Annotated in this window: 14 protein-coding genes and 1 pseudogene; 8 read left to right on the forward strand and 7 right to left on the reverse strand. The window is 41.0% G+C overall.

All coding sequences use genetic code 11. The features are described from left to right. Nucleotides 1-18 precede the first annotated feature (18 nt). The 3 genes from gnd to ahpF all read left to right on the forward strand — a co-directional run bounded on the left by gnd (nucleotide 19) and on the right by ahpF (nucleotide 4106). Nucleotides 19-1425: a decarboxylating NADP(+)-dependent phosphogluconate dehydrogenase gene (gnd, locus tag M1D98_RS19365; protein ID WP_121641598.1), complete on the forward strand. Its 1407-nt coding sequence runs from the start codon at nucleotides 19-21 to the stop codon at nucleotides 1423-1425. Nucleotides 1426-1999: 574 nt separating this feature from the next. Next, entirely contained in the window at nucleotides 2000-2563 is a 564-nt protein-coding gene (gene ahpC / locus M1D98_RS19370; protein ID WP_003219098.1) for an alkyl hydroperoxide reductase subunit C, read from the forward strand. Between the two features lie 13 nt (nucleotides 2564-2576). Then, on the forward strand, nucleotides 2577-4106 hold the full coding sequence (ahpF, locus tag M1D98_RS19375) for an alkyl hydroperoxide reductase subunit F (protein WP_100739580.1): 1530 nt from the start codon (nucleotides 2577-2579) through the stop codon (nucleotides 4104-4106). Between the two features lie 261 nt (nucleotides 4107-4367). Here ahpF and M1D98_RS19380 read toward each other — a convergent pair whose 3' ends face one another. Genes M1D98_RS19380 through M1D98_RS19390 form a run of 3 tightly spaced genes read right to left on the reverse strand, consistent with a single transcriptional unit; the run spans nucleotide 4368 to nucleotide 4712 of the window. Further along, nucleotides 4368-4460, reverse strand: coding sequence for a GatB family leaderless bacteriocin (locus M1D98_RS19380; RefSeq protein ID WP_268558775.1), 93 nt, complete (start codon nucleotides 4458-4460; stop codon nucleotides 4368-4370). Between the two features lie 32 nt (nucleotides 4461-4492). Continuing rightward, a complete protein-coding gene (locus tag M1D98_RS19385; RefSeq protein WP_198530920.1) occupies nucleotides 4493-4585 on the reverse strand; it encodes a GatB family leaderless bacteriocin in 93 nt (30 codons plus the stop codon). Nucleotides 4586-4616: 31 nt separating this feature from the next. Next, complete coding sequence (locus tag M1D98_RS19390) at nucleotides 4617-4712, reverse strand: GatA family leaderless bacteriocin (protein ID WP_268558776.1); 96 nt, start codon at nucleotides 4710-4712, stop codon at nucleotides 4617-4619. 409 nt (nucleotides 4713-5121) lie between these two features. On the opposite strand from M1D98_RS19390, the gene M1D98_RS19395 reads away from it, so the two are divergent. From M1D98_RS19395 to M1D98_RS19405, 3 genes and pseudogenes are all read left to right on the forward strand, one after another. Beyond that, nucleotides 5122-6864 carry an ABC transporter ATP-binding protein gene (locus tag M1D98_RS19395; protein ID WP_268558777.1) on the forward strand — a complete coding sequence of 581 codons (1743 nt, stop codon included), beginning with the start codon at nucleotides 5122-5124 and terminating at the stop codon, nucleotides 6862-6864. Between the two features lie 51 nt (nucleotides 6865-6915). Continuing rightward, nucleotides 6916-7113, forward strand: coding sequence for a helix-turn-helix transcriptional regulator (locus tag M1D98_RS19400; RefSeq protein WP_268558778.1), 198 nt, complete (start codon nucleotides 6916-6918; stop codon nucleotides 7111-7113). Nucleotides 7114-7333: 220 nt separating this feature from the next. Further along, nucleotides 7334-7456, forward strand: a pseudogene (locus M1D98_RS19405) (hypothetical protein); the annotation flags it as partial. A gap of 112 nt (nucleotides 7457-7568) precedes the next feature. Here M1D98_RS19405 and M1D98_RS19410 read toward each other — a convergent pair. The 3 genes from M1D98_RS19410 to M1D98_RS19420 form a co-directional block, all read right to left on the reverse strand. Then, nucleotides 7569-8921 carry a polysaccharide pyruvyl transferase family protein gene (locus M1D98_RS19410; RefSeq protein WP_268558779.1) on the reverse strand — a complete coding sequence of 451 codons (1353 nt, stop codon included), beginning with the start codon at nucleotides 8919-8921 and terminating at the stop codon, nucleotides 7569-7571. 272 nt (nucleotides 8922-9193) lie between these two features. Continuing rightward, the gene (bglA, locus tag M1D98_RS19415) at nucleotides 9194-10633 is read right to left on the reverse strand and encodes a 6-phospho-beta-glucosidase BglA (RefSeq protein WP_268551544.1); all 1440 of its coding nucleotides are present in this window, start codon (nucleotides 10631-10633) and stop codon (nucleotides 9194-9196) included. A 13-nt stretch (nucleotides 10634-10646) separates the two neighbouring features. Next, entirely contained in the window at nucleotides 10647-12515 is a 1869-nt protein-coding gene (locus M1D98_RS19420; protein WP_268551545.1) for a beta-glucoside-specific PTS transporter subunit IIABC, read from the reverse strand. A 156-nt stretch (nucleotides 12516-12671) separates the two neighbouring features. Here M1D98_RS19420 and M1D98_RS19425 point away from each other — a divergent pair, with 156 nt between their 5' ends. Beyond that, complete coding sequence (locus M1D98_RS19425) at nucleotides 12672-13382, forward strand: GntR family transcriptional regulator (protein ID WP_268558780.1); 711 nt, start codon at nucleotides 12672-12674, stop codon at nucleotides 13380-13382. 28 nt (nucleotides 13383-13410) lie between these two features. Further along, nucleotides 13411-13566, forward strand: a complete 156-nt coding sequence (locus M1D98_RS19430; protein ID WP_100739591.1) for a hypothetical protein — start codon at nucleotides 13411-13413, stop codon at nucleotides 13564-13566. A gap of 59 nt (nucleotides 13567-13625) precedes the next feature. Here the strand turns inward: M1D98_RS19430 and M1D98_RS19435 are convergent, their stop codons facing one another. Next, nucleotides 13626-14348, reverse strand: coding sequence for a peptide ABC transporter permease (locus M1D98_RS19435; protein ID WP_100739593.1), 723 nt, complete (start codon nucleotides 14346-14348; stop codon nucleotides 13626-13628). Nucleotides 14349-14350: the final 2 nt, after the last annotated feature.

The following is a 14350-nucleotide window of genomic DNA, read 5'->3' on the forward strand; positions in this document are numbered from 1 at the left end:
AAGAAGGAGCTGTAACACATGTTCAATACGATTGGTGTCATAGGCTTAGGCGTAATGGGAAGCAATATCGCCTTAAACATGGCAAACAAAGGTGAAAACGTCGCCGTCTATAATTACACCAGAGACTTAACGGACCAGCTTGTCCAAAAGCTGGATGGACAAGCTCTCAGCCCGTACTACGAGCTCAAGGATTTTGTTCAATCGTTAGAGAAACCAAGAAAAATCTTTCTGATGGTCACAGCGGGGAAACCCGTAGATTCCGTCATCCAATCATTAATGCCTTTGCTTGAAGAAGGCGACGTCATCATGGACGGGGGCAACTCCCACTATGAAGATACAGAAAGAAGATATGACGAGCTGAAGGAAAAAGGCATCGGCTACCTTGGAATCGGCATTTCCGGCGGCGAAGTCGGGGCATTAACAGGGCCTTCCATCATGCCGGGCGGGGATCGCGACGTCTATGACAAAGCCGCTCCTATCCTGACAAAAATCGCAGCGCAAGTCGGAGAAGATCCGTGCTGTGTCTACATCGGCCCTAAAGGGGCAGGGCACTTTACAAAAATGGTGCACAACGGCATTGAGTATGCCGACATGCAGCTGATTGCAGAAGCGTACACGTTTCTAAGAGAAACACTGCGCCTGCCGCTCGATGAGATTGCATCTATTTTTGAAACATGGAACCAAGGTGAGCTGAAAAGCTATTTAATAGAAATTACAGCTGAGATTTTACGCAAAAAAGACGAAAAAACAGGACAGCCTCTGATTGATGTCATCCTTGATAAAACCGGCCAAAAAGGCACCGGAAAATGGACGAGCATGCAGGCGATTGATAACGGCATTCCGTCCACCATCATCACAGAGTCCTTATTCGCCCGCTACTTGTCATCCTTAAAAGAAGAACGGATGGCAGCTCAAGAAGTGTTAGCAGGCCCGGAAACTGAAGAAAAACACTTCGATAAAGAGACTTGGGTTGAATACGTCAGACAGGCACTTTACATGGGGAAAGTATGCGCCTACGCACAAGGCTTTGCCCAATACAAAATGTCATCTGAGCTTTACGGCTGGAACCTGCCGCTCAAAGACATCGCTTTAATTTTCCGCGGCGGCTGCATCATCCGCGCAGATTTCCTAAACGTGATCAGCGAAGCATTCAGCGACCAGCCAAATCTGTCAAACCTGCTGATCGCGCCTTATTTCTCAGATAAGCTGCAAAGCTATCAAACAGGCCTGCGAAAAGTCGTTTGCGAGGTCATCAGCACAGGAATCTCATTCCCATGCTTAACCACCGCGCTCTCTTATTACGACGGCTACCGCACAGGACGTTCCAATGCGAACCTCTTGCAGGCGCAGCGCGATTACTTCGGCGCCCATACGTACGAACGAACAGATATGGACGGCGTTTTTCATACGAATTGGGCTGAATAACAGCCATCAAAAAACACGGTCAGTTTCAACTGAACCGTGTTTATTTATCTTATTTCTTCTTTCCTCTAAAAAAGAGAAACAGCAATAACAGAATCACCCAAACAACAGGAGACATAAGTAATGTTTTAAATATCATAAACAGTGATACAATAATAGCGAGAAACAGCCCCCAAGAAAATAATGTAAAAGTTGACATGCTTGTTGCTCCGTTCTATTTTTTTACTTTCTATATCGGTTTATTGTATGAGAACTGAAGGTATATGTTCAAATCGTATCTTTCTGCCCCTTGCCCATGGTCTCATAAAATGTTCAAATGCCTAGACGGACTGACATGCTGATTCACATTAGTCCCAGAAAACCCTGTCTAATTGAGAAACAGCCCATATTTACATTTTCATCTGCTTGAAAAGAAATGCCAATACTCTTCCTGTCATACCTTAAATAGGATGAAAAAAAGCAAGTGAATAATGGGTTTTGGCTTGACAAAAAATATATATTAATTAATAATCGGTATATAATTAGAATTATTATCGAAAGCAAGTCTGCTTTCAAATACATTTAGGAGGAAGATATTATGTCTTTAATCGGAAAAGAAGTACTACCATTCGAAGCGAAAGCATTCAAAAACGGTGAATTCATCGATGTAACAAACGAAGATTTGAAAGGTCAATGGAGCGTATTCTGCTTCTACCCAGCAGATTTCTCTTTCGTATGCCCGACTGAGCTTGAAGATCTTCAAGAGCAATACGCTGCACTTAAAGAATTAGGTGTTGAAGTATACTCTATCTCTACAGATACACACTTCGTACACAAAGGCTGGCACGACAGCTCTGAAAAAATCGGCAAAATCACTTACGCAATGATCGGTGACCCTTCTCAAACGATCTCTCGCAACTTTGACGTTCTTGACGAAGAATCTGGTTTAGCTGACCGCGGAACTTTCATCATCGATCCAGATGGCGTCATCCAAACTGTAGAAATCAATGCAGGCGGTATCGGCCGTGACGCAAGCAACCTGATCAGCAAAGTAAAAGCAGCACAATACGTTCGTCAAAACCCAGGTGAAGTTTGCCCGGCTAAATGGGAAGAAGGCGGCGAAACTCTTACACCTAGCCTTGACCTAGTAGGTAAAATCTAAGGAGTGCATTCCATTGGTACTTGATGCAAATATCAAAGCACAATTAAATCAATACATGCAGCTTATTGAGAATGACATTGTTCTCAAAGTGAGCGCAGGTGAAGATGACATTTCTAAGGACATGCTGGCTCTCGTTGATGAGCTGGCTTCCATGTCATCTAAAATTACAGTAGAAAAAGCTGAATTAAACAGAACGCCAAGCTTCAGTGTCAATCGTGTCGGAGAAGACACTGGTGTTACATTCGCCGGTATCCCTCTAGGCCACGAATTTACTTCATTGGTTTTGGCGCTGCTTCAAGTGAGCGGCAGACCGCCTAAGGTAGACCAAAAAGTCATTGACCAGGTGAAGAAGATCAGCGGTGAATTCCACTTTGAATCTTATATCAGCCTGACTTGCCACAACTGTCCTGACGTTGTACAAGCTTTAAACATGATGAGCGTGCTGAACCCGAACATTACGCACACGATGATCGACGGCGCAGCATACAAAGCAGAAGTTGAAAGCAAAAACATCATGGCAGTGCCGACCGTTTACCTCAATGGCGAATCCTTCGGAAGCGGCCGTATGACGCTTGAAGAAATTCTTGCGAAAATGGGCAGCGGCGCAGACGCATCTGAATTTGCGGACAAAGAGCCGTTTGACGTTCTTGTTGTCGGAGGCGGACCTGCTGGCGCAAGCGCAGCGATCTACACGGCCCGTAAAGGCATCCGCACTGGTGTCGTCGCTGAACGCTTCGGCGGACAGGTTCTCGACACAATGAGCATCGAAAACTTCATCAGCGTCAAAGCGACAGAAGGTCCGAAGCTTGCGGCAAGCCTTGAAGAGCACGTGAAGGAATATGATATTGATGTCATGAACCTTCAGCGCGCAAAACGCCTTGAAAAGAAAGACCTTTTCGAACTTGAACTCGAAAACGGCGCTGTTCTGAAGAGTAAAACAGTGATCCTGTCAACAGGTGCCCGCTGGCGCAATGTCAACGTACCTGGTGAACAAGAGTTCAAAAACAAAGGTGTCGCATACTGCCCGCACTGTGATGGGCCATTGTTTGAAGGCAAAGACGTAGCGGTCATTGGCGGAGGAAACTCCGGAATCGAGGCTGCTATTGATCTTGCAGGCATCGTCAAACACGTCACTGTGCTTGAATTCGCGCCAGAACTGAAAGCAGACGAAGTGTTGCAAAAACGCCTCTACAGCCTGCCTAACGTCACTGTCGTGAAAAACGCGCAAACGAAAGAAATCACAGGCGATCAAAGCGTAAACGGCATCACATACGTTGACCGTGAAACAGGCGAAGAAAAACATGTTGAACTCCAAGGTGTATTCGTCCAAATCGGCCTCGTACCAAACACAGATTGGTTAGATGAAACAGTTGAACGTAACCGCATCGGCGAAGTCATCGTCGACAAGCACGGCGCGACAAGCGTCCCAGGCTTATTCGCTGCCGGCGACTGCACAGACAGTGCGTTTAACCAAATCATTATTTCCATGGGATCAGGTGCAACTGCCGCTCTCGGCGCGTTTGATTACCTTATCCGCAACTAATATAAGAAAGCCGCAATATTGCCAGATTGGCAGCATTGCGGCTTTCTTTAAAATTAATTGCTATAGTACAGTCTTTTTACAATATATCATTTAAGGGTTTAAATAAACTCCTAAACGTAGTTTAAAAAAAGACTTTACATATATATTGCTTTAAGTTATTCTTAAAGCAATATATATGTTTCTTTGATAGTCAAAAATATATTTTTAATAAAAGGGGGTAATGGCTTGCTGTCAACAAACCATTACCTGTCCTGCTCTAAACTACTTGAATAGTTTTTCAAGACCATAAATTGTACCGCCAACTGCAGCGCCGCCTCCGATTACTTTCAAAGCTCCTTTTACAATAGCACCCATTTTCTCACCTTCTTTCTAAACACGTTTAAAAATCATCCAAAAATTTTCTTAAGCCCAGCGTATGTAGCGCCTCCGGCTGCTCCACCAACAAATGCTTTCCCTAAAAATTTTGCTACTGCTCCCATTTTCTCACCTCTTTTCCGTAATCAATATCGTTTACTTTCCAACAATTCTACTACCAGCTTCCCAACCTAGCCAGTTAGCAGCTCCGCCACCAATAATTTTTAAGCCACCTCTTATAATAGCACCCATTTTCTCACCTTCTTTCTAAATCATTTGAAATATTAGGATAAATAATGTTAATATTATCCGCATGAAGAGATTAATATAATTTCAGGAAATAGTCAATACTTTTATCCTAAAAATTGAAAGGAGTTATTTAAAATGAAAAAGGAAAAATCTTTTTTTGATTCAACTATTTTCTTTATAATCATTTGTATTTTAGGTGGCTTACTTTTTCTTCTAACAAAATGAGATTTTATTGATGAGTAGTTATTTTAAATCTTTCCTCCCCCGTACAAGTGTATAGGGGAGGATTTTTAGACTAAAATCTAACTCCAAATAACTATTTTTTCTAGAACATATAGTTTGACTCACTGGTAAATATAAGTATAATTAATCATGGTTAATTAATATTATATTCCCAAAAGGAGTCAATTGCGTGGAAAACAAAAGTAGTTTAAGTGCTCTTTGGAAAAAAACATCCCCTCCAAAAACACCTTTAGTTATAGGTATATTATTAAGTCTTATTAATACAGCTTGTTCTTTAATTATTCCGTTAATAATTAAAGAACAGATTGAAGTGTTAACTAGTGGATTTTCTGCTGGTTTATTGACCATAATAATCATTTTATTCTTACTAGAGTTAACTTCAATGTCTATTTCTCTTTATCTTTTAGCTTTTGTAGGACAAAAAATTGTTGCAAAACTTAGAGAAAAAATTTGGAGGAAATTATTAAGACTTGATGTTGAGTTTTACAATAGTAATCAAACAGGGGAAATAATAAGCCGTGTTACTAATGATACTTCTGTGACAATGAATCTTCTATCAACAGATATTGCAGATTTATTTTCTGGGATATTATCAATAATCGGATCATTAGTTATTCTTTTTATATTAGATATTCCTATGACCCTAGCTTTACTTTCTCTAATCCCTTTAATACTTTTTATAGTATTACCGATTGCAAAAAAGATTTATAAAGTTTCATACGAACAACAAGAAAAAACTTCTAAGTTTTCAGGTTTCTTGTCTAATGTTCTTAGTAATATTCGACTAGTAAAAGCTTATAATGCAGAAAAAATTGAAATTGATTATGGAAATAAACATATTGATTCCTTATATAAGAACGGGCTTAAAAGAGCCAAAATTGAAGCAATTCTAATTCCATTGTTAACTAGTATTATTACACTTATGATAGTTGGCGTTGTTGGATTAGGTTCATATCGTGTTAATTCAGGATATTTAACTTCTGGAGAGTTAATGGCCTTTATTTTGTATTTATTTCAAATAGTAGCTCCTGTAGGAACCTTTAGTCGATTTATTACAAATGTACAGTCAGCTTCTGGAGCTACTCAAAGAATATTTGATATTCTAGAAAAAAAGGAAGAGAACCCACAAAGTATATCGACACCTGCACAATCAAAACCGCAAATGGGCAGTTTAATTATTGATAATATTAGCTTTAAATATAATGAAAAGCCGGTATTAAAGAACATATCTATTGAAATAAAACCTAATACTACAACAGCAATTGTAGGAGCCAGTGGGGTTGGAAAATCCACATTATTTTACCTATTAGAGAGGTTTTATGCTCCTGATCAAGGTGATATAATTTTGAATGGAGTTTCTTATACTGATATTGATTTGAATCAATGGAGAGGTATGTTTAGTTATGTATCTCAAGATTCAGATATAGTTTCTGGAACAGTTCGCGAAAATATATTGTACGGGAATTCCAATATTGTATCTGAAAAGGACATCATAAATGCCTGTATTTTAGCTAATTGTCATGATTTTATTATGGAGCTTCCAGATGAATATGATACCCAAGTAGGTGAAAGAGGCGCAAACCTTTCAGGAGGACAAAAACAAAGAATCACAATTGCAAGAGCTTTGCTAAGAAATTCTCCATTCTTGTTATTAGATGAAGCAACAGCAAATTTAGACTCGGAATCGGAAAATGCTATTAGAAACTCATTAAATAACCTTTTAACAGGAAGAACTACAATTATAATTGCTCATCGTATCTCTACAATACAAAATGCAGATCAAATAGTAGTTCTAAATAAAGGCGAAATTTGCGGAATTGGAACTCACAAAGATCTCATGCAACAAAATGAAACATATATAAATTTAGTGAAACATTCTAAATCTAATGAGATTAAAAAGGTAATGAGCTGAGTGAAACTCTAAGTTTTTATTTGTAATTGTTAAATAGAGGTGTAAATTAAGTTGTGTAACACTGATCTCAAAAGAGCAAGATTAGAAAAAGGGTTAACACAAAAAGAATTAGCGGTAATTGTAAACGTCACTCGTCAAACTATAGGTCTTATAGAGTTAGGGAAATATAACCCTACTTTAAAGCTTTGTACTGATATTTGCTTAGCTTTAGGTAAGACCCTAAATGACTTGTTTTGGAAAGTTCAATGAATTAAGCGTAATTCCCTTAGGAAACATAGAGGACACCACTGTCATTTATATAATATCCTCTATACTTTACTCTATAAGATTGCTTTATCTAAAAATTCCTTTAACAATTAAATGCAATGGTCTATACATCTTTTTCATGTTTAGGCTTCAAATAATCCTTCTTCCTATTCAAGCTCAACCAAAAGCTTTAACGGAGACTCCCCTAGATATAGTTAAAAACGCGTTGGCAGGCTTATTCGCTGCCGGCGACTGCACAGACAGTGCGTTTAACCAAATCATTATTTCCATGGGATCAGGTGCAACTGCCGCTCTCGGCGCATTTGATTACCTTATCCGCAACTAATATAAGAAAGCCGCAATATTGCCAGATTGGCAGCATTGCGGCTTTCTTTTTTTATTCTAACTATATTGCATATTTTATCCATTTGTAATATAGTTGTAATGTTAGTGAAACATCACTTCACTCTCAGCATATTCGCTGTTTTTAGAGCGAAACGCACTGATTTTCTATTTAAAGTGCCCTGATACTTTTTGACCTTGTGCTTTAGATCTTTAATGGTTTTTTCCTTCTTGGCATTTTCTAGTGCCATTAGCGCTTCCCAGCGTTTCGCTGTTTCTGTGGAACTGCAGCCGCTAACTGTAGTCACAGGCGATAGAAGCTTCGTGTTAGATAGTTTTTCGTCAAAAGGAACGGTATCAGGAGTCGCTTTCTCTTTATAAAGATGATCCAATTCATTTTGATTCAAGAAGCTGATGAAGTGGTCAAAGTTTTGCGCTTGCCGTTTTTCAGGCTGTTGAAAATCGACTGTTTCAATTAACTCTGACAGTTTTGTTTTCTCCGTTATCTCATTTGCCATGATATGCGTTAACTGATGGTACTCAGCTAATTCCCGCATTCTGGCGTCTTTCGGAAGCAGAAGGCTCGGTGTTCCGGCAATCGTCGCCGCGATATTCCCATGCAGCCTTGCGCCAAAGCTTAAATCAGCTTGTCTCAGGAAATCCAGCCAAGTCGGCACATTTAAAAAGAACCGGACTCTATCATTCTGATAAGCCGGGTCTTCCATGCTTACCGGATAATTATTGGCAGGCTTCGCTATCGCAGGCGCCCCGGCATACGTCAGAATCATCTCTTTTCGCCATTGGGGGATAAAGTAATGGTTCGGGAATTCTTTCATGCTTCTCGTAATGAAGTCCAGCACATGCTTTGGAGACAGCCTTGATGAGTTAACCGTCACCATTGATTCCGGTGTGATATTGGTTTCTCTAATCTTCAGCTCTCTGCCAAATGCATACATAGATGGACAGCCAATAACCGTGTGGTCAATGCCTTCACGGAATCCTAATCTGGAAAGGTATTTCGCAGTAATTTCACCGCGGACACCGATCATATTTGATCTTTCCAGCACGGCACTCACAAACGCCTTCACATCTTCATCAAAAGGAAAACCTTCATTTAGTTTTGGTTCAAACGGAGCCCGCAAACCAACACCAATCACAACAACCGGAATGGTTAACTTTTTAATTAATTGGGTATATTTCCGTAAAGAAGGCACAAAATCCTCGCGGAATGCATCTGCCAGCGGAATAATATACATATCATATTTTTCATTGATTTTCTCCGCATCCGCCGGATGAATCCGATAATAATCAGGAGTTATCGTCGTTCCTTCTGTCATCAGCGTACGAAACACACTATAGGCATATACTAAGTTTCCTACGTTTCCGCCAATGGAGTTGCGAACAATCATTTCAGCTGCATTGAATGTATCGAACGGTGATATGCCAGCTCTGATTAAAATGTTTTTCAATGTCATATTGCCCCTTTCTCACCAAAATTTTTAGTAGGAGATTTGCTTAGGGAACTCTCTCATGTTCTTCATTTTTCATCCCTTTTCTCTCACACATTCTCTCCCTCTCTTCCGTTCTAATAGTCAATTATACAAAAAAGGGTCTTACAGGTGAAATCATAACATAGCGATCGGGACTGGAAGTATACCCCCATCAATAGGTATCTGTTTACATTACATAAAAAAACCCAAATCAGGCACCTCAGTAAAAAGTGCATGATTCGGGCCGCTTCTTATAATTCTTCGCCATTCGTTTGGATCACATTTTTGTACCACTCAAATGAATCTTTCTTATACCGCTTCATGGAACCATTTCCTTCATTATCACGATCAACATAGATCATGCCATAGCGCTTTTTCATCTCGCCTGTTGTGAAAGAGACGATATCAATAATGCCCCACGGCGTGTAGCCTATCAAATCTACACCGTCATAAATGACTGCTTTTTCCAATGCTTCAATATGTGATTTCAAATATTGGATGCGTTCCGGATCATGGATCTTGCCGTCTTCCTCCACCGTATCCACCGCGCCAAAGCCGTTTTCCACGATGAATAGCGGAATTTGATACCGGTCATAAAAACGGTTTAACGTATATCTCAACCCGGTTGGATCAATTGCCCAGCCCCAGTCACTCGATGTGATGTATGGATTTTCGACACCATTTGGCAGTCCGCCGTTAACGATATCGCCTGTATTATCATTTTCCACATCGCTTTTCACAGTGGTTGACATGTAATAGCTGAAGCCTAAGTAATCGACGGTTCCGTTTCGTAAAATCTCATCATCGCCATCTTCGAAAGTGATGTCATAGCCTTCTCGCTCAAATTCTTTCAACGCGTAGCTCGGATAGTACCCGCGAACCTGCACATCCGGGAAGAAATACCGCTGTCTCATTTCTTCTTCAGCCAGCATCACATCTTTAGGATTGGAGGAGAAAGGATAAATCGGCACATGTGACACCATGGCACCAATTTGGAAGTCTGGATTGATGTCTTTTCCTTTTGCCACCGCTAAAGCGCTCGCCACTAATTCATGGTGCGCCGTTTGGTACATGACTTCTTTGGCGTTTTCGTTTTCGCCCACCGTAACACCCGAGTTCGTCCATAGGAACAGCGGATTGCTCACATCCATTTGGTTGTTGATCTCGTTAAAGGTCATCCAGTACTTCACTTTATCTTTATAACGCTTGAAACAAGCCTCTGCGAAATTCACGAAGAAGTCCACGACTTTCCGGTTTCTGAAGCCGCCGTATTCCCTTGCCAGGTGCAGCGGCATCTCAAAGTGAGACAGGGTAATAACCGGCTCGATCCCATGCTTCAGCAATTCATCAAACACATCATCATAGAACTGCAAGCCCGCTTCGTTCGGTTCAGCCTCATCGCCTTTCGGGAAAATCCGGCTCCACCCAATGGACGTCCGCAAGCATGTTAAGCCCATTTCTGCAAACAAAGCGATATCTTCCTTGTATCTGTGATAGAAATCTATGGCTTCATGGTTCGGATAAAACTCGTTCTCTTCAATCGTATCCGTAATTTTTCTCGGCACGCCGTGCGCACCCGCAGTCATCACATCAACGACACTCGGCCCTTTCCCGCCTTGATTCCATCCGCCTTCAAATTGGTGGGCAGCTAATGCGCCGCCCCATAAAAAATCTTTTGGCATATGTCCCATGTTTTATTCCTCCTTAGCTTACAACTGTAAATAATTTTTGGCCTAACGCACTTTCTTCAAGCTCCTCAATGAGAATTTCCTGATACGCATGTGAATTCGTGATGATGACCGGGGTGATCGTTGATAACCCTTTTTCTTCAATGATCGCTTTATCAAATTCAACAAGCACTTCGCCTTTTTTGACTGTATCTCCTTCTTTCACTTTCAAAGCAAAAGGGGTGCCGTCTAATGTCACTGTATCCAGTCCGATATGCACAAGCAATTCGACGCCAGACGCCGAACGAAGGCCGATTGCATGCTTTGTAGGCGCGACCATGACGACGGTTCCGTCAAACGGAGCATAAAGCTTATTATCAGATGGCTCAATCGCCAGCCCTTGTCCCATCGCACCTGAACTGAATACTTCATCAGGCACGTCGGAAAGCGGGATGACCTTGCCGCTAAATGGTGCATATACTGTTTCTTCATTTGCCTGTGCCGTTTGAACATGTTCCTTTTCCGCCTGTGCAGCTGTATCTTCACCATAGCCAAAGATTTGAATCAGCACAACAGGGAGAATAATCGCAATCGCTGCACCGATCAAAATGCCCCAAATAGACGCCGGGAATTGTTCATTGATGCCATTCACGATCGTCAGCGGTCCCGGAAGCCCCGCATACGCAAAGTAATACGGATTGAAAAAGCTTGCCACAACTGCCCCAATCGCACCAGATATACAGCCAAAAATAAATGGTTTCTTAAATCTCAAGGTCACGCCGTAGATCGCCGGCTCTGTAATGCCGAACAAGCCTGTGACCCCAGCTGAAACACTGACTTTTCTCGTTTCCTTGTTTCTCGCTTTCAGGATGACGCCAAGGACCGCCCCAACCTGTGCAATGACCGCAATCGTTTGATACGCCTGGAATGAATCACGTCCGTATAAATCATAATTCGCCAATACCATCGGCGTGATGCCCCAATGTACGCCAAAGATGACGATGACCTGCCAGAAGGCGCCTATGATCGCTCCAGCTAAAGCCGGCACGTTTTCCGCCAAGAAGTTGTAACCGTTCGCAATCCCATTTGCGCCTAATGTTGTCACAGGGCCAATGAGGACGATCGTTAACGGCACCATAACCACCATGCACAGAAACGGAACAAATAACGGCCTGACCACTTCGTTCATTCTCTTATTCAAAAATCGTTCGAGATAAGACAATATCCACACTAAAAATAATGGCGGCAGTACGGAGGATGTGTATGTCGTTTCCGATAAAGCAATCCCTAAGAAAGAAATACTCTTTCCGTCTGCGATTTGAACAGCCATCTCCGCCCATGTCGGACTGACTAACGCGGCACAGCACGCTACAGCGATATACATGTTCGTCTTAAAATGCTTTGATGCCGTAATTGCGATAAAAATAGGCAAAAACGTAAACGGCGCCCAAGATATGAAACTAAAAACCTGATAAGCTCCTGTTTTCTCAAAGCCATCAAACAATAAATTAATGATAATTAATGCCCCTTGCAAAATACCAGCAGCGGCCAGAATGTACACAAACGGCGCAAACACCGCTGACATCGTCGCAATGATCCGGTTCAGAATCGTCCCTTTATTCTCGCTCTGTTCCTCAGACAGATCGATATTGACCAGCTTTGAAAATTCTTCGAAGACTTCTCCTACGTGCTGTCCAATGACAATCTGAAATTGGCCGCTGTTCTCTACAACCGTAATGACGCCGGGCATCGATTTCACGATATCCTTCGCTTTAGGGTTAGACCGCTTCAGCACCAATCGAAGCCTCGTCGCGCAGCGAGAAGCTCCAATGACATTCTCTTCCCCGCCTACGGCCTCCAAAATGTCTTTTGCTAGTCTGCTATAATCTCTCACTTTCCCCGACATTTTCACCCACCCCTTTGTTTTGGTTACGCTTTCATTATAATTGTACCGGTATAATTTATCAATACTCAAACAAAATATTTATTCATCAACTATAATTGTAAGCGGTTTATGCTATAATTTCTTTAAGTGAAACTAACGAATAAATGAGGAATGCGTATGTTAAAGTACCAGCAAATCGCAGCAGAGATTGAAAAGTATATAGAAGAACATGAGCTGAAACAGGGAGACAAACTGCCAGTGCTAGAAACCCTCATGGCCCATTTTGAAGTCAGCAAAAGCACAATCACAAAATCCCTGGATCTATTAGAGCAAAAAGGCGCGATCTTTCAGCTCAGAGGAAGCGGCATCTTCGTCAGAAAGCATAAACGAAAAGGCTACATCAGCCTTCTGTCGAATCAAGGATTTAAAAAAGACCTTGAGGATTTCAATATCACCTCAAAAGTCATTGAACTGGACGTGAGAAAGCCTACACAAGAGGCAGCAGAAAACCTCAACATCGGACTTCATGAGGACGTCTACTTTGTCAAAAGGGTCCGCTACATCAACGGCCAAACCCTTTGCTACGAGGAATCCTATTACAACAAATCCATCATCACATATTTGAACAACGAAATCGTCTCCCACTCCATCTTCCATTACATCCGGGAAGGACTGGGATTGAAGATTGGTTTTTCTGATTTGTTTCTGCACGTGGGACAGCTTAATGAGGAAGAAGCGGAATATTTGGGGCTGAAGGCTGGACTTCCGAAGCTATATATAGAAAGTATTTTTCACCTGACGAATGGCGTCCCGTTTGATTTCTCGAAGATTTCTTATAATTATGAGCAGTCGCAGTTTGTGGTGCAGGCGAATAGTTTTTTATTGTAGGGCTGCTTCACTATGGAAGGTGGTCGACATGTACAAAATCATCATTCTTGCCATACTAGCCATCTTCGTGCTATGGATGTTCTTACAGATTTCACTAGAGATGAGCATCTTTAAGAATCCAATGAACTACTTTATTGTATTCATTATCTTTTTCCTCTTTATAAAGATGGTGAAAGAAAAATAACGATATAGATGCACACAAAAAGCAAAAAGCTACTTCACTAAGAGAAGTAGCTTCCTTTATCATATGCCCATTTTGATCCATCTCGTTTTAGAAAAGCGAAGTATAATCGCATTTATGATCATGATTGAAACTAAATATAAAATAATGTATAACATATCATGATTCCCAAGTGTCATGTTATCAGATTGCAATACTCTTTCGATTCGGGGATACATCGTATTACCTGCCTCAAATGGAGCAATAAAACCAAACACTTTGTTGCTTACAGCAACTAAAATAACAGAAGTCATCCAATAAACGATACTTACACCTATGCTAATTAATATATTCGGACATAGCATGCTGATCGTACCAATGATGAAAATATACTGCAGTATAACTGCTGAAAATAAAAACAGTAATAATGTGAAATGCGAAAAATCCTGGTACATCAACGAAATGATTAGCAGGCCTAGCGCGATAAACGCAAAAGATTCCAAAAATAAAACAGCTATCTTCTTATAAAAGAAGGTATAGATGTTGTCCCCTATTAATTTGTAAAAGAGAATATTTTTGTTTGAATACTCTCTATTAATAAAGAAAGCTATAACAAATGAAAATAACATCAAACCAAACTGGGTCGCAACGGTATAGGAGCTAAAGAAAAACATCTCAGGTGTAACATGGCTGACTTTATCGATTCCAACAAGCAAAAAATACCCCAGTAAAAATAAAAACGCGAACATTGCTCCTAAAATAATGAAAACTTTGTTGCTCATACTTTTTTTAAACTCTAATTTCATCT

The sequence above is a fragment of the Bacillus sp. K7 genome, assembly GCF_053903245.1.

Coding starts and splice junctions, on each gene's coding strand:
- bglA (WP_268551544.1), bottom strand. CDS start 10,633: ATGGGACATATGCCAAAAGATTTTTTATGGGGCGGCGCATTAGCTGCC.
- M1D98_RS19430 (WP_100739591.1), top strand. CDS start 13,411: ATGTACAAAATCATCATTCTTGCCATACTAGCCATCTTCGTGCTATGG.
- gnd (WP_121641598.1), top strand. CDS start 19: ATGTTCAATACGATTGGTGTCATAGGCTTAGGCGTAATGGGAAGCAAT.
- M1D98_RS19425 (WP_268558780.1), top strand. CDS start 12,672: ATGTTAAAGTACCAGCAAATCGCAGCAGAGATTGAAAAGTATATAGAA.
- M1D98_RS19380 (WP_268558775.1), bottom strand. CDS start 4,460: ATGGGTGCTATTGTAAAAGGAGCTTTGAAAGTAATCGGAGGCGGCGCT.
- M1D98_RS19435 (WP_100739593.1), bottom strand. CDS start 14,348: ATGAAATTAGAGTTTAAAAAAAGTATGAGCAACAAAGTTTTCATTATT.
- M1D98_RS19420 (WP_268551545.1), bottom strand. CDS start 12,515: ATGTCGGGGAAAGTGAGAGATTATAGCAGACTAGCAAAAGACATTTTG.
- M1D98_RS19385 (WP_198530920.1), bottom strand. CDS start 4,585: ATGGGAGCAGTAGCAAAATTTTTAGGGAAAGCATTTGTTGGTGGAGCA.
- ahpC (WP_003219098.1), top strand. CDS start 2,000: ATGTCTTTAATCGGAAAAGAAGTACTACCATTCGAAGCGAAAGCATTC.
- M1D98_RS19390 (WP_268558776.1), bottom strand. CDS start 4,712: ATGGGTGCTATTATAAGAGGTGGCTTAAAAATTATTGGTGGCGGAGCT.